Annotated in this window: 13 protein-coding genes; 4 read left to right on the forward strand and 9 right to left on the reverse strand. The window is 48.5% G+C overall.

Annotation, left to right across the window (positions count from 1 at the left end):
* The 5 genes from PAT3040_RS08335 to PAT3040_RS08355 all read right to left on the reverse strand — a co-directional run.
* Window positions 1-3,376 (reverse strand): RICIN domain-containing protein (locus PAT3040_RS08335; RefSeq protein WP_181376502.1); only part of this gene is annotated, 3,376 nt, incomplete at its 3' end.
* 71 nt (window positions 3,377-3,447) lie between these two features.
* Window positions 3,448-4,254 carry a metallophosphoesterase gene (locus PAT3040_RS08340; RefSeq protein ID WP_108992245.1) on the reverse strand — a complete coding sequence of 269 codons (807 nt, stop codon included), beginning with the start codon at window positions 4,252-4,254 and terminating at the stop codon, window positions 3,448-3,450.
* A 94-nt stretch (window positions 4,255-4,348) separates the two neighbouring features.
* Window positions 4,349-5,668, reverse strand: coding sequence for an ABC transporter substrate-binding protein (locus PAT3040_RS08345; RefSeq protein WP_108992246.1), 1,320 nt, complete (start codon window positions 5,666-5,668; stop codon window positions 4,349-4,351).
* A 94-nt stretch (window positions 5,669-5,762) separates the two neighbouring features.
* Window positions 5,763-6,644 (reverse strand): carbohydrate ABC transporter permease, encoded by an 882-nt coding sequence (locus tag PAT3040_RS08350; protein WP_087568322.1) that lies wholly within the window; start codon window positions 6,642-6,644, stop codon window positions 5,763-5,765.
* On the reverse strand, window positions 6,634-7,512 hold the full coding sequence (locus PAT3040_RS08355) for a carbohydrate ABC transporter permease (protein ID WP_179215561.1): 879 nt from the start codon (window positions 7,510-7,512) through the stop codon (window positions 6,634-6,636). The genes PAT3040_RS08350 and PAT3040_RS08355 overlap by 11 nt, the downstream gene beginning before the upstream one ends.
* 529 nt (window positions 7,513-8,041) lie before the next feature.
* On the opposite strand from PAT3040_RS08355, the gene PAT3040_RS08360 reads away from it, so the two are divergent.
* Window positions 8,042-8,884, forward strand: a complete 843-nt coding sequence (locus tag PAT3040_RS08360) for an AraC family transcriptional regulator (protein WP_108992247.1) — start codon at window positions 8,042-8,044, stop codon at window positions 8,882-8,884.
* Between the two features lie 285 nt (window positions 8,885-9,169).
* Here the strand turns inward: PAT3040_RS08360 and PAT3040_RS08365 are convergent, their stop codons facing one another.
* From PAT3040_RS08365 to PAT3040_RS08375, 3 genes are read right to left on the reverse strand one after another with little or no spacing between them, the layout of a single operon-like run.
* Complete coding sequence (locus tag PAT3040_RS08365) at window positions 9,170-9,601, reverse strand: hypothetical protein (RefSeq protein WP_108992248.1); 432 nt, start codon at window positions 9,599-9,601, stop codon at window positions 9,170-9,172.
* A gap of 10 nt (window positions 9,602-9,611) precedes the next feature.
* Window positions 9,612-10,151, reverse strand: a complete 540-nt coding sequence (locus PAT3040_RS08370) for a LytTR family DNA-binding domain-containing protein (protein ID WP_108992249.1) — start codon at window positions 10,149-10,151, stop codon at window positions 9,612-9,614.
* A gap of 33 nt (window positions 10,152-10,184) precedes the next feature.
* Window positions 10,185-11,366 carry a serine hydrolase domain-containing protein gene (locus tag PAT3040_RS08375; RefSeq protein ID WP_108992250.1) on the reverse strand — a complete coding sequence of 394 codons (1,182 nt, stop codon included), beginning with the start codon at window positions 11,364-11,366 and terminating at the stop codon, window positions 10,185-10,187.
* A gap of 413 nt (window positions 11,367-11,779) precedes the next feature.
* Between PAT3040_RS08375 and PAT3040_RS08380 the strand changes: the two genes are divergently transcribed.
* Both PAT3040_RS08380 and PAT3040_RS08385 read left to right on the forward strand, forming a co-directional pair.
* On the forward strand, window positions 11,780-11,959 hold the full coding sequence (locus PAT3040_RS08380) for a hypothetical protein (protein WP_087568329.1): 180 nt from the start codon (window positions 11,780-11,782) through the stop codon (window positions 11,957-11,959).
* A 32-nt stretch (window positions 11,960-11,991) separates the two neighbouring features.
* Window positions 11,992-12,849, forward strand: a complete 858-nt coding sequence (locus PAT3040_RS08385; protein ID WP_087568330.1) for a class II fructose-bisphosphate aldolase — start codon at window positions 11,992-11,994, stop codon at window positions 12,847-12,849.
* A gap of 906 nt (window positions 12,850-13,755) precedes the next feature.
* Here PAT3040_RS08385 and PAT3040_RS08390 read toward each other — a convergent pair.
* Window positions 13,756-16,836, reverse strand: a complete 3,081-nt coding sequence (locus tag PAT3040_RS08390) for a hybrid sensor histidine kinase/response regulator (protein ID WP_108992251.1) — start codon at window positions 16,834-16,836, stop codon at window positions 13,756-13,758.
* Between the two features lie 629 nt (window positions 16,837-17,465).
* On the opposite strand from PAT3040_RS08390, the gene PAT3040_RS08395 reads away from it, so the two are divergent.
* Window positions 17,466-18,704 (forward strand): saccharopine dehydrogenase family protein, encoded by a 1,239-nt coding sequence (locus PAT3040_RS08395; RefSeq protein WP_087568332.1) that lies wholly within the window; start codon window positions 17,466-17,468, stop codon window positions 18,702-18,704.
* Window position 18,705: the final 1 nt, after the last annotated feature.

Below are 18,705 nucleotides of genomic sequence, written 5' to 3' on the forward strand. Positions count from 1 at the left end.
TGGACAATCCCGCCGGATTCAAGGCGAAGTTGAGACCGTTCGCGCTTCCGGAGTTGAACCACATTAAGATATTGGCCCCCGGCGCGACCGAACTGGAGCTGATATCCAGGAATATACCGCTTCCCGCGTTGATCAGGTTGTATTTCGAACCGTTCTCGACGATCCACCAACGCTGCGCCGCGGTATCGTTGCTTTCGTTCTGGGCTACCGGATTAGCCAGAACATGGACGCCGTCCTTATTCTCCATGACCTTCCCAGTGAGGGAATTGGTTATCTTGTAAGATCCGTCGCTTTGCCGCTGGAACAGGAATATTTGCTCCTTGGAGCTGACCGTTCCCTTCGCGGCGGTTGTGAACTGCGTGCCGTTATTCGAGTCAGCTACGCTCATATTGGTTGCGTCAGTATTGTTCGTGATGAAATAATAGCCATCCTCTATCGTCGTGGGAACGATCGGCTTCCATACCGCGTACAAGATGACGCTGGCGTCCGCCGTATAGACTTGTGTCGGATCGTATACTCTGGTTGTTCCCGAGCTGTCGGTATCCCACCCGTCGAAGTAATAGCCCGCGCGGGTCGGGATCCCCCCTGACAGACTCAAGTTGACGCCGCTGTGCTTCATCTGCGACGCCGGTGCGCCTGTCCCGCCGTTTGCGTCGTAGAAAACCTGGTATGCATTGAACTTTAAGTCAACAAGTACCGGATAATGGTCGGAGGCATTAATTGCGCTATCATTTACATATACCCTATGAGTCAGGGCGGTAAAATGGCTTGGATTATAGAAAATCAGATCTTCATTGACTCTGTGTGTCTCTCCAATGCCAACAGTATGGAATGTACCGTATCCCGGGGTGTACTGGACTTGTGCGTTGTCGGTCGCATCTAAATATCCGTTCTGGATGACAAGATCATAAGGCGCATGACCTTTCCAGAAGTACCAGTCTCCACTAAGGATAACGGGAATCTCTCCGAACTTAGCCAGCAATTCGTTCACTCTATGGATCGTTTGCTCGGCAAAGAATGTAAACTTTCCTCCCGGCATTGACTGATCGCCATAATGGTTGTTCGAGACAAGGAAGACGCGGTCTGTCGCCAGTTCCTTAAACAATCCCCATGTATGGTGATGAAAGTACACAAGCTCCCCGCCGTAAAACCTGTAACCCGAGTCGATGACCTCATATTTTCCGGTACGGTATGCGATCGGAGTTTCATGATAGGACCCTAATCTCGGGTCATCCAGTCCCGACAAGTCGTATACATTCTCGAAAGGAGCCTTATCAATCGTATAATAATCTTTAATTAGATCAGTAATCCGATAGGATATATCATTTAAATATTCATTGAAGGTAATGATGTCCGGCAATGTCGCAAGGTAGATATCCGCTGCCAGTTCTGCGCGTTTCTGGAATGAATAACCGTTCACGAACTCCGGCGAAGGGAATAAGATATTGCTTTGCATCACTTTCATATTCGTATCGACGGGAGACACCGCAAACGCCTCAGCTTTGCAATCTCCGGACAGATCTAGGCCGGTTCCTATTTCCAGGCCGCTCAGTCCGTTAATATAACCTTCTAATGCGTCCTCCGCCTTGTCTGCCGACATCTTGCCTTGGCTTACGATAAGAAGTTTATCTCCCGCGGGCTTAATGGTGTAATAAACATTGGGCCTGTCGTACGCCGTATAAACGTCTCGGCTTGCCTGTCTTGATGTGCTTCCCACAAGGATTTCATAGCTGCTTTCTGGTTCGGAATCGGGCACGATCTCTAAATTCGCCCCTGTTTTATTCAGGAGCATGTCGCGCACGTTGTTTGCCGCGTCTTTTGAAAAAACCAATTTCGAGTTATAGACGATTTTATATGCCGTGATCGGATTGCCATTAATGGTATAGTCCGAAATGCCGCTGTCCCATGTGTCTTCGACCTCGCTGTCCTGCATGATAAGACCGGCGTATACCTTGATGTTTTTTATGGCGGACTTTACCGTGCCCGGAGCGGTGGTATCGGCAAAGACATCTTGAATAGCCAAGGCAAGGACATCGCTGGTATATCCGGATTCAAGATGTCTTTGCAGCGGTTTGCCTACATCCCCAGTAAGAAGCTTGACTCCGTTGATGTAAACGGTCATCTGATAGCCGTCGATTTCAATAGCCACATTATTGAAACCATTGTCAACATAAATACTGCCATCCTGCTTCATAGCGTCGTCATAATCGACGTAGGACGCGTAACCGTTAGGATTCTGTCCATACAATAGGGTGCCTTTACCCTCGGGATTGTCCTCGAAGCCGGCCGAACTTACATAAGAACCGTTGGTGCTTATGCGAAGCCCGGTACCTGCGTCCACAGGCATTTTATTTTGATACGTTATGGTATATTTGGATCGAGAGTTAAGAGAGAGATTGGTATAGCCCCCGAATAAAGCTTGGTTCGCAACATAGTGTCCGTATAACGTTTCGCCTACGACGCTTTTATTAGAAGTCGATATCGTTGCGCCTTCAACCGAGTCATAAGAATAGGTCGCCATGTCAGCGGAAGATTGGTGAGAGATACCTGGCGTATATACTGCTCCCTGCGCGCCGGTTGCAGGCTGCGTTAAATCTGATAGATCAAGCAGCAGCTCGCCGTTTTCAACAGGCGTTATCCCGCCGCGGGCCAACAAGCCCTCGTATACCTTTACGTCATTAAGCCTCACAAAAACGTCGGTGCCAAATGTAAACAGTATCATCGATAAATTCTCGGTGCCAAAATCCAGAACAGGGGTAGCCCCGACAAATTTATAAATGCCGCCCGATCTTATATAACAGGAGATTACGCCTGTTTCTCCGTCTACCTCATACTTAAAGTATTGGGTCGCTCTTCCGTCTTGATCGATAACAGTATCCTTGTCCGGATAAGTAACAAAACGATAACCTTCAGGACCTTGTTCGCGACTGCCGATTTGATACCGTGCCACATACATCTGCCTGGAACCGAAGGTATGAAAGCCATAGGATAAAGCGCCGTTGCCGTTAAGGTTCTGCGAATCGTTAAAGGTATGGACGCCCGCGCTTCCCGAAGCTTCATTAGTACTTCGGGTAATCGAAAACTCAACCGTATAATTATTGTTCTTAAGCGGCATATTCGGAATTTCACCGCCCCAGAAGTACCCGGATCCCGCGGCTCCGGTAATCGTCACCGAAGAACCGTCCTGTGACACATCTACTTTTGGAGTTCGCAAGTCGGCTTTACTCCTAAAACCCCAGATAGAATCATTGAAATTTGCCTGATACAGCAATGCTCCCTCCTGAGATTCGAAAGCATTGGTCGATGCGGGCATAGATGGGAATAGCATGAAAATCAAGAAGCCCGTGAGCAGAATGGAGATCAACTTATTATTCATAATAATTTCCTCCTCGATTAGCCATTCATGAAGCCATATTTGAATTAATATCCAAGTATCTTCCAGCTAACTTATTCATACTCGAGTAATACTCGCCGAGTGGGTCGTCCATTGTTGCGTGTGCTGTCATACACCGCGGCTGTTATGCCGCCTGGGCCTACCTCCACCACCCAATAACAGGTGCGGGTTCGTCCGTCCACAATCGACCGCAACGTGTGATAGCCAATGCCGTTCTTCACGCTCTCATGCCCGGTGTGCATATGTCCCTGAAGCACCACCACGGATTTATTGCAGTTTTCCAGTATGCGGCGCACCTCGGGGGCGTTCTTGATCACATGGGGGTCCTCGAAATCATCCAGCAGCGCGTGCACCATCAACACCACGACGTCCGATTGCGCCGCCGCCAAATCAGCCTCTAGCCAACGTAGTTGAGGATGTGGCAGGTAACATTCGTCCCATTTGTTCGCCTCCGGCCGGTAGGGTACGCCCTGAGCGTTGAAGTTACAGTCTAACGCAACGAAGTGCACACCCTTATGATCGAAGGAATACCAGGTTTGTCCGCCCGGCATCTCAAACCATGCGGCCAGTTCGGCGCTAGGCACCGAGTCTACATCGTGATTACCCAACAGATAATACATGGGACCGCGAAATTCGCGCATCACCGGCATGATGGCGGCCAGTGCCTCCCGGCCCTTGTCCGGCCGATCGGGCCAGTCGATGAGGTCTCCCAGGTGTACGCAAAAATCCACCGACATGCCGTTGAACTTGTCCATGCATTGACGCGTTTTACCCAGGGCGTTCCGGTAATACCGCCCCATCCGCATGGGGCGGTCTGCATATTGTATGTCTGCCAATAGACCAAAGCTAAACGGTTCCATCTCATTGCTCCTTCGATCGTGGGTTTGTGACCGAGCCGCTTGTAACAACAAAAACCAGTCCCAGAATCCCGAGGCTGGTTTCCGTCATTTCATTTTATTTGTCCAAAAAGGCTTGAGCTTCTTTCTGTGCCTTCTGAAGCGTTGCAGTGATGTCGGCATTGTTCAGATAACTCTCATCCAGCGCCAATTTGAAGGTGTTGGACACTTCGGCGAAATGACTTGTGACCATAAAAGGGCTTCTCAAGATCGGAAGTAACTCTAATGTCGTAGCGAACTGAGGCTTTTCCTCATACATGGCCTTCATCTCGGGCAGCTCATAGGCAGATTGACGAGGTCCGAAGTACCCGCTGGCTAGCATCCATTTGGCGGAAACTTCCGGACTGGTCATGTATTTCACAAACTCCCAGCTGGCATCTATCTTTTCCTGAGGGTGCTCGCCGATGATGATGAAGCCGCCTCCGCCCAAGAGGGCAACAGGGTCTTTGCCGTCGCCAGCAGGAAGTTTGGCAATGCCCCAGTCGAAAGTCGCGGTTTTGGACACATTGCCCAAAGAGCCGCTGGAGTTGGTCATAATAGCGGTGGTCTCGGCCAGGAAATTCTCCGCTGCGCCGCCGTAACTGGTGTTATCCTCGGCCAGGCCAGAGTCCATCAGACCTTTGAAAAAAGAGACGGTTTCGATGAGTTCGGGATTGTCAAGGGACATGGTGTCCATATCCTGATGAACGCCGCCGCCGTTGGAGAGCGCAAGAGCCTCGGTCATCCAATTGTCGCCCATAAACTCAAAGGGTATAAGGCTGGCATCGTGGGCCTTGATGACCTCGGTGGCCGCTTTCAACTCGCTCCAGCTTGCAGGAGGGTTCTCAGGGTCCAGGCCTGCAGCTTTAAAGATATCTTTGTTATAATACATAATCGTGCCGCTGTGCTGGAAAGGCATGCCGTACAGCAAATCGCCAGGGTATTCGAATAATGTGAAGAAGCCCGGTATATAATCGTCCAGGAAGTCCTTCGGCTCTTTGGCGATCAGAGTGTTCAGATCCACCAGCGCGTCAATGCTGAGCAGGTTGGAGAGACTGTAGCCGCTGAGAACCACATTCGGGGCATTGCCGCCAGAGATGGCCGTCAAGGTCTTCTGCATGGTTTCATCGTAGTTGCCGGTGAAGGTGGCGGTCACGCGGACTCCGGTATTAGCCGCGTTGAATTCTTTCACAATCTCCTCCATAGCAACGGCCAATGGTCCCGAGGTTTGGGTAGGGAAATAATAGACCAGTTCAACCGCTTTGCCGTCACTTGGGGATTTAGTGGACGAGTCGACAGAATTGCCGTCACCGCACCCCGCCAGAAAAACGAGCGTCAGAGACAACAAGGTGCTGAGCAGTGAAAACCTTCTGTTTTTTTCCAAGGAACTTTTCTTCATGAATGATTTCCTCCATTCGATATTTTATTACACACGCCAACGTGCATAATACAAGTTACAGGCATCGCAGATCCCGGGCTTTATTAATGGCCGGCTACTTGATGCCCGAGGTGACGAAACTGTCCACCAGTTGACGCTGGAAAAACACAAAGGCCACTAAGAGAGGCAAAACGACCAGAATCGCCGCCGCCATGGTCAGTCCCCATTCCGAGGCACTTTCCGCCTGAATGCCAAAGTAGGCCATGCCCACGGCGAGGGTGCGCTTTTGCACCGATTCGGTGATGACCATGGGCCAGAAATAATTGTCCCATTGATACACCAGTGATGTGATCGAAAACGCGATAATACGAGATTTTATTGTAGGAATGCCTATCACCAGCATGTACCTGAAGTCGCCGCAGCCGTCGATGCGTGCACTGTCTTTCAGTGCGGCTGGTATCTCCAGAAACGCTCCGCGAAATATGATGATGGCAATGGCCGAGGCAATGCTTGGAAGAGCAATGCCAAGCAGGGTGTTGTACAGATTCAATCCGTTGATGGTAAGGTAGTTGGGCAACAGCAGGCTTTCCGGAGAAACCAGCAGCCGCGCCAGCACAAACAGGTAGAAAAAGCTCATGAACTTGAATTTAAAGCTGGCAAAGGCGTAAGCCGCCGGAATGCTGATACAAAGCTGGGCCACCAAGACTCCCACCGCCACGATGATCGTATTTTTGTAAAAAACACCCCAGGGCGCGCGGCGCAACACCTCCTTCATATTCTCCACAAACATAAACTCCGACGGGATAATGGCGAGCGGCTGCTTCAGCACGTCCATCTGGTCTTTCATACTGGTGATGATGATCCATACCAAGGGCAACAGGAACAAAAGACTGACAACGAGAATAATGGCGTTAACGATCACAGTGGCTGCGATTTTTTTGCGTTTGGCCGCCGCGCCGCTTTTGTCCCAATCAACATTTGTTGCTTTAGCGCTCATACTCCACCCTCCTCTCACCAAACTTCAGATAAACGATTGTGAACGCAACTAATACCAGCAGAAATATCGTGCTCATGGCACTGCCGTAACCAAGACGTCGATTGATGATGCCTTCCTGATAGATGTAATACATCAGCACATTGGAGGAATGGCCTGGACCGCCCTGGGTCATAATCGCAACGAGATCCATAGATTGGAAGCTACTGGTGACGCACAATAGACACACGACAAACAGCGTGGGCATCAGCATAGGCAGTGTGAGCATGAAATAACGTTTGACATGGTTGTTTGTTTCAAGCGCCGCAGCCTCGTAATACTCCTTAGAGATGTTCTGCATCCCCGCCAAAATCAGCAAAAAGCTGAATCCTAGCGATTTCCATACCGAGACAATAATGAGTGCAATCAGGGCGTATTCATAGCTATTCAGCCACTGGATGCGGTGGTCCAGCAGCAGGTTAATGGCGCCGCGAGAAGGATTGTACAGATAGATCCACACCATAGCGGCCACCGCGATGGGCAACACATAGGGGTAAAAGGCCGACAGCCGGAATAAAGTGCGGAATTTAACCATATTGCTGTTGGCCACCGCCGCAAACAGCAGCCCCAGCCCCAAGGTGAGAATGACCTGGGAGAAGCCATAAATGGCCGTGTTCCCAACAACTCTCCAGAAGTGCCTGTCCGAAGTCATGTCCGAATAGTTGCCAAGACCGACAAATTGCATTTGGGTCGCGATAGCGTTAGTTTCCATAAATGATAAAAATACGGTGCGTAGCATGGGATATACGCTAAACACCCCAAAGATGACAACCATAGGCAAGATATATAGATACGGTTTAACCGACCATTTGGCCAATGATCCTCTGCTCAATAGCTTCCCTCCGTCCCAAACGATTGACCGTTTGCGCAATATGCAATATCCTTTGATAAAGCTCGTCATTCATAAAGAACTACCTTGATGAATGCTTACACCTCCCTGCAATCAATCAGTCCGCACTCTACCGTTTCGCTTTGTTCACGTTCATTCGGCAATTTAATCGCTTGCTTTATTAACGAAATGTAAACGCTGTTATAAATTTAAAAGAAAATATTAGTCAATCACGCGGATCCGGTATCAGAGAGCGAATGCACGTCTTTAACGTTGTAGAAATGTTTAATAAGCATTTTCTCATTCCGTTCGACTTTTGTCTTATCGTCCTCAATCACCCTAAACCAAGCACCTTTTTCCATTCAAAAAATCTTAACATAAATTAATAAGAAATTTACAAACCCCTTATAATCACTATTGTTTAACCCTTCTAAATCATAACGCACTTATTCTAAGCAGGAAATATCAACAAGTAGTCTATTTTTAGCATTTAGTAGTTTGTTCAAATAGCCCTTGTGGGAGGCGGCGCCATATGCAGGAAACACCCGTGGAGTTTATAGATTTGTGGTACTACAAGCCGGATGGTTTTGCCGAGCTCGGCGGTGTATGGCCTGTCCGTATTGGAACTAACATCGCAAAGCCCAATTATCGGAACGGGCCGCGTCAAACTCCCTATTGCAATATTCATTTCATCCATGAAGGAAATGTTGAATTTGTCTATAACGGAGAGAAAGTCGTGTTAGGCAAAAGAGACATGTTTTGTAAATTCCCGGATACGATCTATTCCTATCAAATTGTGAATTCAGAGCATCCTCTTCGAATGACATGGATCACATTCGACGGGCACCAGGCCCGGCAAATATTGTCGATGATTGGTTTTTCCGAAGAACAGCCCTATCAGAGGGGCACAGTGGATAAAGACATGGAGTTGTTGCTGCAGCAAATTTTTCAGTGGTGCAAGGGAGACAGCCGTAAACATCTGATGACGATGTACAGTCTGATGTATCGTATATTCAGCAAGCTGCTGCCCGACGCTCGTTCAAGTTATACTCAATCGCAAAGCGAATGGGTAAGCAAGTGCCTGGATTTCATCCATGCCTATTATACGGAAAAAATCACCGTGGATGATCTGGCGAAGTATGTAGGCCTGCACCGAACATACCTGTCAAAAATTTTTACCAAGGAAGTCGGCATGCCGCCTTCCGAATATTTAATAAAGACAAGACTTGAACAAGGCAAGAAATTACTTCTAGAAAGTTCATTGTCCGTAACTGAAATAGCCTTGTCCGTCGGCTATCCCGATATCTATTCGTACACCCGCGCATTTACGCGCCAATTCGGTTGTTCTCCAAATACAATTCGCAAACAGGGATAAGCTGCGGAAGGTCCAAAATCAGTAAATACGAACGAAGCCGGAAAATCTGGTGATGGACACAATCACCAGATTTCCGGCTTTCCTGTTTACGGATTTATTTTTCGAGTTTATTTTTCGGATTTATGCTTGCCAGTTTATGAGTTAAACTTCGCTTAACTCTATTGAGTCAGACCCGCGCGTAAATACAATCATTTTGCGATAAAATGATGGATACTTTAGAAATCTTTTTTCCAAATCATGCGGTTACGATCTTTATGCAAAGCATACAAATCATTTGAATTGAAGTCAATTGTCCTGCATCTGCGACTTATACGATTGCAATTTTCTTTGCGTTCTCCTATACATCAGGTAGTCGAATAGATTGGCTGCGCATATAACGCCGAGCACAATTCCCAAAACAGGCACAAGCTCTCCCTTATCATCCACGCTACTGCCCGGGAAAATCATTAATAATGCCATAAAGAAAGCAGCCACGATAACGGCAATCAGGTTATTGATAAAAAAATAGGTTCGAGCTTTGGCCAAACTAATGGGAAGCATCGCCGTCATCCACTCTGTCATGAATCCAATGAGGAAACCGATGCTCCCGCTGGCTAATACGCTGATCAGCCTAACGTCGCTTGGAACAGCCTCATGGTTATACATAAGCAGTGCTATGCCAATGCCGATACCGAGAAAAAACGATTTTATTACGTTTGCCAGGTTCATATTTTCCATGTCGTTTCCCCTATAGGTTGAGTGTGTGCCTAAGCTTCTTCGAGAACATCTTGGATACTTCCAATTCGGCGCCATTGTCCATTCTCAGCATATATCTGGAATTAAACCAAGGAATGATTTCTTTGACATGCAGCAGATTGACAAGTTGCGATTTATTGATCCGTATAAACCCTTTGGCTGCCCATACGTTCTCGTAATACTGCAACGTCTCCCGAATATGATATCGGTTGGTTTTTGTGCATGCCACGATGCCGTCAGAGCCTGCTTCCAAATATCTGACATCCTTCGGCTCCATAACCGCATATTTATTTTCGCTGATACCGGCAAGGGTATCCGTTTTCAGCTCGTTCTCCCGAATCCCGGAGACCAGAAGCCGGATGACATCCATATAGTCGATACCGTCGAATACGATGCAGAGCTTGTCGCCCGGGAATTCATACCCCTTCTCGACCAACGCCCAATCGCTGTTCGGGTTTATCTCGATTTGGTTCCTGGACAACTCCCGACTTAATTTCTCGTACACCTTATCCGAACATACTAATTGAACCATCTCGAGTCTCCTATATAACAGCATGCACGTCGATTAATCCACTCTCATTCTATCATATATCATTCTTATTTTTATCAGTTCTTCTATTCCCTTCTCGGCGTAATCAAGCGAGCCGAAGTTGGCCATATAGTAGGTGTCCTTCTTCTCGTCATAGAACATAAAGGTCCCCGTCGCGCCGACGCCGCCATACAAATCGGTCATGGAACCCAGCAGAAACGACAGCTCGCTAAAGTCGAAATACATCATTCCCAGACCGTAATAAATCCCCTTCTCGTACTTGTGTGCAAAGTCGCTCATTTCGGCATACACTTTCTCGGACACGATATCCCCCGCTTCCAGTGCCCTCATGAACAGTAACAAGTCCTTCATTGTAGTAACAATGCCGCCGCCGGCCCAATCAACCGATAATGCCTTTTTGCCGCTATAATCAATGCCGTTGATATAAATTCCGATGATATCGGACGGCTCGCCATGATGGAGCATCAGGTAGCTGTCGTCCATACCCAAGGGACGGAATATTTGCTCGGCCAGGATGTCCGAATACGGCTTGCCTTCAATGGCTTCCAGTATGAGACCGAGCAAAATGTATCCGGTATCCGAATAATGGAATTGCTGTCCCGGCCGACCGACAGGCTCCTGGTTATCTCTCGTAAAAGCAATCAGGGTATGCGGAGTAAACGTTTCGTCCGGGTTCTTGGCTATACGCTCCAACATCGTCTCCCCTCTAACGACAGGCCCTTCGAAGTAATCCGCGATTCCCGAAGTATGACTCAGCAGCTGCCTCGATGTAACTTCATGGCTGTAATCCACTCCCTCTATTACAAATAATCCCTCAAGCGTATCCTGCGACAGCCACGTATCGATGGAATCGTCAAAACTGATGATGCCTTCGTCGACCAGCTTGCCAAAGATCGCGGCGCACATCGTTTTGCCGATGCTGGCGGAATGATAGGGACTATCGACATGAACGGGCTCCTTCGTTTCGTGATTTTTGGTGCCGGCCGCAAACTGTCCGAAGTAACCCGTCTCATTGGAGTAAATCGTCAATAGGACGCTGGACAACAACGGATCGTCTTCCACCAGCTCGTTCAGGCTCTTTTGGATCTTGGCGTTAACGGCCTCCCTGGATATGGGCCGGTTCATGATGGCCAGTACGCCATAACCAATGAGAGCCAACGCAACTACACCGGCTAATATCTTTATTCCTCTCCTCATAGAGGCACCTCCGTCTCAACTCTGCTTCCTTCCCAATTTAATCCGGAATCAAACCATTTAATATACTTTTGGACTCAACGGTCGAAATTCGGGGTTAAGCCGTCTTTTTCGTGCTCCAACCGTCGACTAAGACAGTAGGGCATGGAGACCGCGACGCGTCATAACAGCTCTTTACGAAATCGCAAACAATCGTAATAAACGTTGGACGCTTCGAACAGAAGCATCACGCCTACGGGTGCCTTTTCTATTTAACCATCTGCCGTCTAGCCAGAACATCTTTACAAAATTCATACGGCCGCAACCTCCTGCATCCTTTATTTACCTAAAGTTAACGCTTACACATGCTCCGACACAAAAATTACAGGGAAATGCTTGTTTTTTCACGCTGAACTGCGGCTAAATTTGCAGAGATCATGTATAATAAACAATTGAATGACAATTGGACAGGAGATTGGAAGACGAGCCTGCCGGGAACTGCCTGGTTTGTTAGCGCGCTGGTATGCAAACATGCCAATGAGGAAGAGACTAAGCTGAAGAAGGATCCCGCAGACCGTATCCCGATCGGGAAGTGCGGCAAGACCATAGAGCAATGATCTAAAAAACACAATGTAGGAGGCAATCAACAATGGCATTGGAATCCATGAAGGACATGCTGAACAAAGCGCTTAAAGAAGGTTACGCGGTAGGACAGTTCAATATCAACAACTTGGAGTGGACGCAAGCGATCCTCGACGCTGCTCAATCCGAGCAATCTCCGGTAATCCTCGGCGTATCCGAAGGCGCGGCCAAATATATGGGCGGCTTCAAGGTCGTTACGGCTATCGTTAGCGCCCTGATCGAAGAATCCAAAATCACGGTTCCGGTCGCTATCCACCTCGACCACGGCTCCAGCTTCGAGAAGTGTAAAGCGGCTATCGACGCAGGCTTCACTTCCGTTATGATCGATGCTTCCCACCACCCGTTCGAAGAAAACGTAGAAACGACAAAAAAAGTCGTTGAATACGCGCATTCCAAAGGCGTTTCCGTTGAAGCCGAGTTGGGCGTTGTTGGCGGACAAGAAGACGACGTTATCGCTGACGGCGTAATTTATGCGGATCCGAAGGAGTGCTTCGAGCTTGTTCAACGTACGGGCATCGATTGCCTCGCTCCCGCGCTGGGCTCCGTGCACGGTCCTTACAAAGGCGAGCCGAACCTGGGCTTTAAAGAAATGGAAGAAATCTGCCAAGTGATCAAACTTCCGCTCGTTCTTCATGGCGGCACTGGCATCCCGACGGATCATATCAAAAAATCTATCTCTCTTGGCACAGCTAAGATCAATGTAAACACCGAGAACCAAATGGAGTTCACGGCAGCTGTTCGCAAGGTTCTAGCTGCTGACGGCGAAGTTTACGATCCGCGTAAATTCATCGGCCCGGGCCGCGAAGCTATCAAACAAACGGTTATCGGCAAGATCAGAGAATTCGGATCCTCCAACAAAGCTTAATCGGACAGGCTGATGCCTGCCGAGCCACGGTGAAACGGCTGTCGTCGTCCTTTGGCGGCGCGGCGCGTTACTTTCCGAGAAATATAGAGAAAGTATGGCGAAATCATATACTTTCCGATATTTGGCCAAACAGCCCGAAAATCCTGTTGCAGGATTTTCGGGCTGTTTTTGATTAGCGTACGACAAGGCGAAACGACTGTCGCCGTCCTTTGGCGTCGCGGAAAGTTTCATTCCGAGAAATAGATGCCAAGTATAAAAAAACTTATACTTCCTTATATTTTGAGAAAACCTCTACCCTCGGCCTCTCGAAGATGAACGACCCCCGGCTTTGCAAAGCAAAACCGCTTCAGAAGTATGAGGTAAGTTTTATCGCAATAAGAATTTCCCATTCAAGGCAAACTCGGCAACTTTTAAATGCTTTTGTTGTAAATAAGGGGAAAAGCTCCCTTTAATTTACTAGCCTTTCGGTTCTTTGAAGTGTTAGAGGGAAATTCTCCCTCTAAATCAAGTGGACTTGAGGTCAGACGTCCATTTGATGGAGAATAAAGGGAGGATTTCCCCTTAAAGCTGCAAAATCCGGTATAGAAGCGAGATTAGAGGGAGATTTCCCCCCTATTCTCTTCATGACTTGCAATGGCTTTTTACGACTTGCTACGACTTGCCACGACTTGCAATGCCTTGTTACGAATTGATATGAATTGCTATAACTTGCTACGACTTACTATGACTGCAGTGTCCTCCTACAGACACTATCGTTTCGTCCGGAGAAACGTATGTAGAAGCATGAGCAAACTCCTATGCTTTCTTGTAGGCAAGGAGGACGGCTACGCCATCCTTTGGCGGCGCAACGCGTTTCATTCCGAGAATATAGAGAAAGAAGCGTGGCGAAATGATGTACTTTCTTTCCTATATTTTAAAAGATACAGTCGTCCCCACACCCGGTTCGCTAACATTGTTAAGACCGGCTCCGTACAACCGATTAAGCCGAAGGTCTATATTGCGCAAAGCGATACCTTGGCCGGCACCGGATTTCAGCAGGACATCCGCTTTTTCCTTCTCCATACCTATTCCGTTGTCGATAACCGATATTACGACTCCGTCTTCTTGCTTTGCGATCTTGATCCGAACCGTAGCGTTTTCTCTGCGCCTTATCAAACCGTGACGGATCGCATTCTCCACAAGAGGCTGAATCGAATAAGGCGGAATTCGCAGCTCCAGACCGTCTTCTATCTCCCATTCCACGCGCAACCAGTCAAATCTGGTCTGCTCAATGAACAAGTAGGAGCGCACCAACTTGAGCTCATCTCTCAAACTGACCAAATCGCCAACACTCTGGAACTTGAACTTTTCTCGCAAATAATTGGCCAAATGTTCAATCAGCAGCAGCATCTGCCCGGGATCCACCGCATGCAAGGCAGCAATCGAATTTAAAGTGTTGAAGAAAAAATGAGGCTCGATTTGCGCCTGCAGCCACGCCACCTCCATGCGTATACGTTCTCGCGACGAGCTGGTGAGCTCAGTCAGAGCCTGCACTCTGACGCGCAACTCTCTGGCATTAACCGGCTTGGTGACATAATCATTGGCGCCTGCCAGGAAGCCTTGCTCAATATCCTCCGGCCTTGTACGAGCAGTCAGCACCAGCACTGGCAGATCAGACATCGTATATCGCTCTCGTATTCGCCTCGTAAGCTCATACCCTGTCATTCTCGGCATCATAATGTCTGTAATGACAAGGTCCCATGACCGTTTCAGAAGCATCGCCAAGGCGTCGTCACCACTTGTAACGGTCGTCACCTCATACGCATCGCCGGAAAGCAGGGATACGAGCACCTTCAAGTTCAAAGAGTCGTCGTCTACAGCCAATATGCGAGGCCTATCCTTCATATTGCGTGCGGTCGGCTGTGCCTGGACCGTCTCTGCATTTATAGTTGGGACAAAGTCGATCGGTTTCCCATATTCCTGATTCGCTTTCTGGACAGAAACCAAGCTGGCAAGCGCGGTCTGTGCTTCAGCCCCCTTCGCCTCAACACCTTGATCAAGCGCCATCGTAAAAATAAACCGAGAGCCTTGATCGGGAACGGAGTGCACCTCGATCGATCCTCCATGAATTTCAACCAACTGTTTGCATATGCTCAGCCCGAGGCCGAAGCCGCCCTCATAGCCGTTTATCGAGGCTTGCTCGTAGGGCTCAAAGATTCGAGGCAGTATCTCCTTATCTATGCCCACGCCTGTATCCGATACGGTGATAACCGCTCTGTTCTTCTCCGTATGCGCCCCTACAACGATCTCGCCTTGGTGCGTGAATTTCACTGCATTATGAAGCAAATTAAATAATATCTGAATGAGACGGTTCTCATCGGCCAGAATATTCGGGAACTCTTCGGACACTTGATTTTTTAAAATAATCGGCTTGCCGTCAGCTATAAATCGAACCATGTCTATTACTCCACTGACGACCGGCTGCAGGGCAACACCTGTTAACTGAAGCCGTAGACTGTTATCCTTCAATCGTTCAGTGTCGAGCAGATCATGCAGCATAAGCGACATTCGACGACCGACTTTCAAGATCGTATCCAATTCGTGGATGCTGGTATCGCTGATGATCTCCCTCTCGCGCTCCAACACAACCTGGGACATGCTGATCATCCCATGCAGCGGATTTCGCAGCTCATGGGACGTATTGGCCAAAAACTCATCTTTTCTCCGGTTGATCTCTTCCAGCTTCGCGGCAAGCTCCCTCTGCTCGGTATACATGACGTAGTAGCGCTTAATCCAGATCGAAGATAACAGAATCATAGCCAAAATCAGATCAAAGGGGTACGACATGGTTTTGGTACCGGTATAGATTAATAACAGCCACCAAAATATTTGATTGGCAAACGCCAAAAAAGCCAGAAATTGCAGCAAACTGTTTGTCATGCCCCGCACCGACTTGCGTAGCGCAGACACGGTTAGAATCAAGATCACCGGCGCAGCGCACAGAAAGATAGCGTACTGCAAGGCATCGCTGTTCTGGGGCGGCAACGCAATGCTTGCAACGAGGCCGATGACGGCCAACACACTGTAGACTCGCATGACAGGAACCCGCCATGCCGCTGACATCTGATCGATGGTCATTCGGAGCAGCGAATACATCAATACGGTTAGGGACAGACATAAAATTTTGTAGCCCCAGGCATAGGAAATCTGCACCCATTGATGCAATAATTTATCATCGCTGCTGTTTAACATGATGGTGGTATAACTTAAAATAACGAGGGCAAAGTATAACCAAAATGGCTTCCGTTCGATCATAAAAAAGATGATCAGGTAAGCTGCCTGCATGATAAGCGCAGCGGCGATCAGATATTGTGTCGCCAGGGAGAGCTGCCTTTCACGATAGATCGCTTCGTCCGTTCCGAATTTAAGTGATCGCACAAGTCCGCCGCTTCGCGGGTCGGAATAATTGGCAACCTGAATGACCAGCTCGATTGTACGTTGCTCGTCCGCCATAAAGGTCGCGGTGTAGGGCAAATTTTCCGCCCGATACTCCTGCTCCGTACTCGCCGGACGACCGGAAGAGGCCATCCGCCTGCCGTTAATATACAGCTCCGACGAAGTGCGAGCGCTAGGCACATGAATGCTGTATACCTCATCCGGGTCATCGACCTCGATTGTCAGACGGTAACTTCCAAACCCGTAGGGCGTCTGTATGCCAGTTCGCACCCACTCATTCCATTCCGAGGGAATGCCAACCTTAATCGCGGATTCGGATAATGGCCGACGGGCCTGCTCCTGGGACATGAGAAATAAGCCGGGATAAAATTCCCACTCCCCATCCAGGGTAATCGTTCCAGCGGACGCCGCTTTCCAGCCATGCAAATCAAGCCTTCCGTTTACAGCGTAAGGCTGCTCGGAAGGCTTAAACAGATCGAGCCAAACAAGTCGGCCAACCGTCAGTAAGGAGACGAAAACGAAGATCGTAAGGATGACATGGTGTTTTTTCATAACGTTCTATATTCCGTATAACCGGCTATAGTCCTTCTCCAAAACCTGGAGTAATTTTTTTTTGAAATTACCTATTGCTTATTGCGATTTTTGTGATAATATATCCTAGTGGAAGTGAGAAAGCCGATATTCAATATATCCTGATCATTGAAGCAGATAATTTTTGACCACAACCCATCGGGGGAGTTAAGGCCATACGGACAGCCGGGTCAAATGCCGATTGGCAACTTTAGTTGCCTTATTGATTGAGTTAAAAGCTCAAATTTTATAAGTTGGTTACTTTACAACCTGTGCATCCGCACATCAACTTGTGAAACGGTCAATAAGAGTGGTAAAAGTGATTATTTGCTATATAGACTCTGATCAAATGATGATATATCCGAATATTAAAGAGCTTCCTTACCGAAGTCTGTTTATTACTGATGTACTGATGTAATAAGACAGCCCCGAGCTTTTTAATTGGTGATGATATCAAAGCAAGTGTGATGCGCGACTAAGCGTATTTGCATTTGCTTTTTTTGCTTATTGGACGTTGATGGCAAATGATGGCAGGTAGCAGATACAAACGCGACTCGGAATGATATGGAACACTGTTCCACCACACCCCACAACGTTAGGAGCTAAAAACAATGAGCAAAGCACTAATCATCGGCTGCGGCGGCGTAGCCTCGGTAACGATTCACAAATGCGTACAGAACAGCGACGTTTTTACGGAAATTTGCATCGCAAGCCGGACGAAGTCCAAATGCGACGCGTTAAAAGCAAAACTAGATGGCGGCAAAACAAAAATTTCGACGGCTCAAGTCGATGCCGACAACGTGGATGAGCTCATTGCGCTGATCAACGATTTCAAGCCGGACATCGTCATGAACCTGGCGCTGCCGTACCAAGATCTTACGATCATGGACGCTTGCCTTGCAACAAAAACGCATTACATGGACACAGCTAACTACGAGCCGGAAGACACGGCTAAATTCGAATACAAGTGGCAGTGGGACTACCGCGAGCGCTTTGAGAAAGCCGGCATCACGGCGCTTCTCGGCAGCGGCTTCGACCCTGGCGTAACAGGCGTATTTTCCGCTTACGCGCTCAAGCACTATTTTGACGAAATCGAATATATCGACATCCTGGACTGCAACGGCGGCGATCATGGCTACCCGTTCGCGACGAACTTTAACCCGGAGATCAATATCCGCGAAGTTTCCGCTAACGGCAGATATTGGGAGAACGGCGAATGGATCGAAACCAAGCCGATGGAAATCAAACGCGAGTACAACTTCGCCGAGGTTGGCCAGAAGGATATGTACCTGCTGTACCACGAAGAGCTGGAATCCCTTGCGGTTAACATGCCGGGCCTGAAGCGTATCCGCTTCTTCATGACTTTCGGCCAAAGCTATCTGATGCACCTTAAGGCGCTTGAGAATGTCGGCATGACTTCCATCGAGCCAATCGAGTACGAAGGCAAAAAAATCATTCCGCTCCAGTTCCTGAAGGCGGTATTGCCGGATCCAGCTTCGCTTGGACCGCGCACGGTGGGCAAAACGAACATCGGCTGCATCTTCCAAGGCAAAAAGGACGGCCAAGACAAAACGTATTACGTCTACAACGTCTGCGACCACCAAGAGTGCTACAAAGAAGTGGGATCCCAAGCGATCTCCTACACGACCGGCGTTCCTGCCATGATCGGCGCTGCGATGATCCTGACTGGCAAGTGGAACAAACCTGGCGTATTCAACATCGAAGAGTTCGACCCGGATCCGTTCATGGAAGAGCTGAACAAATGGGGCCTGCCATGGGTTGAAGATTTCAACCCCGTGCTGGTCGACAACGATCGCGTCGATTCGAAGAAAGCGGAGCTGGTTCGCTAAG

Source organism: Paenibacillus agaridevorans (assembly GCF_003112455.1).
Taxonomy (GTDB): Bacteria; Bacillota; Bacilli; order Paenibacillales; family Paenibacillaceae; genus Pristimantibacillus; species Pristimantibacillus agaridevorans.

Coding starts and splice junctions, on each gene's coding strand:
- PAT3040_RS08340 (WP_108992245.1), bottom strand. CDS start 4,254: ATGGAACCGTTTAGCTTTGGTCTATTGGCAGACATACAATATGCAGAC.
- PAT3040_RS08345 (WP_108992246.1), bottom strand. CDS start 5,668: ATGAAGAAAAGTTCCTTGGAAAAAAACAGAAGGTTTTCACTGCTCAGC.
- PAT3040_RS08350 (WP_087568322.1), bottom strand. CDS start 6,644: ATGAGCGCTAAAGCAACAAATGTTGATTGGGACAAAAGCGGCGCGGCG.
- PAT3040_RS08360 (WP_108992247.1), top strand. CDS start 8,042: ATGCAGGAAACACCCGTGGAGTTTATAGATTTGTGGTACTACAAGCCG.
- PAT3040_RS08365 (WP_108992248.1), bottom strand. CDS start 9,601: ATGGAAAATATGAACCTGGCAAACGTAATAAAATCGTTTTTTCTCGGT.
- PAT3040_RS08370 (WP_108992249.1), bottom strand. CDS start 10,151: ATGGTTCAATTAGTATGTTCGGATAAGGTGTACGAGAAATTAAGTCGG.
- PAT3040_RS08375 (WP_108992250.1), bottom strand. CDS start 11,366: ATGAGGAGAGGAATAAAGATATTAGCCGGTGTAGTTGCGTTGGCTCTC.
- PAT3040_RS08380 (WP_087568329.1), top strand. CDS start 11,780: ATGTATAATAAACAATTGAATGACAATTGGACAGGAGATTGGAAGACG.
- PAT3040_RS08385 (WP_087568330.1), top strand. CDS start 11,992: ATGGCATTGGAATCCATGAAGGACATGCTGAACAAAGCGCTTAAAGAA.
- PAT3040_RS08390 (WP_108992251.1), bottom strand. CDS start 16,836: ATGAAAAAACACCATGTCATCCTTACGATCTTCGTTTTCGTCTCCTTA.
- PAT3040_RS08395 (WP_087568332.1), top strand. CDS start 17,466: ATGAGCAAAGCACTAATCATCGGCTGCGGCGGCGTAGCCTCGGTAACG.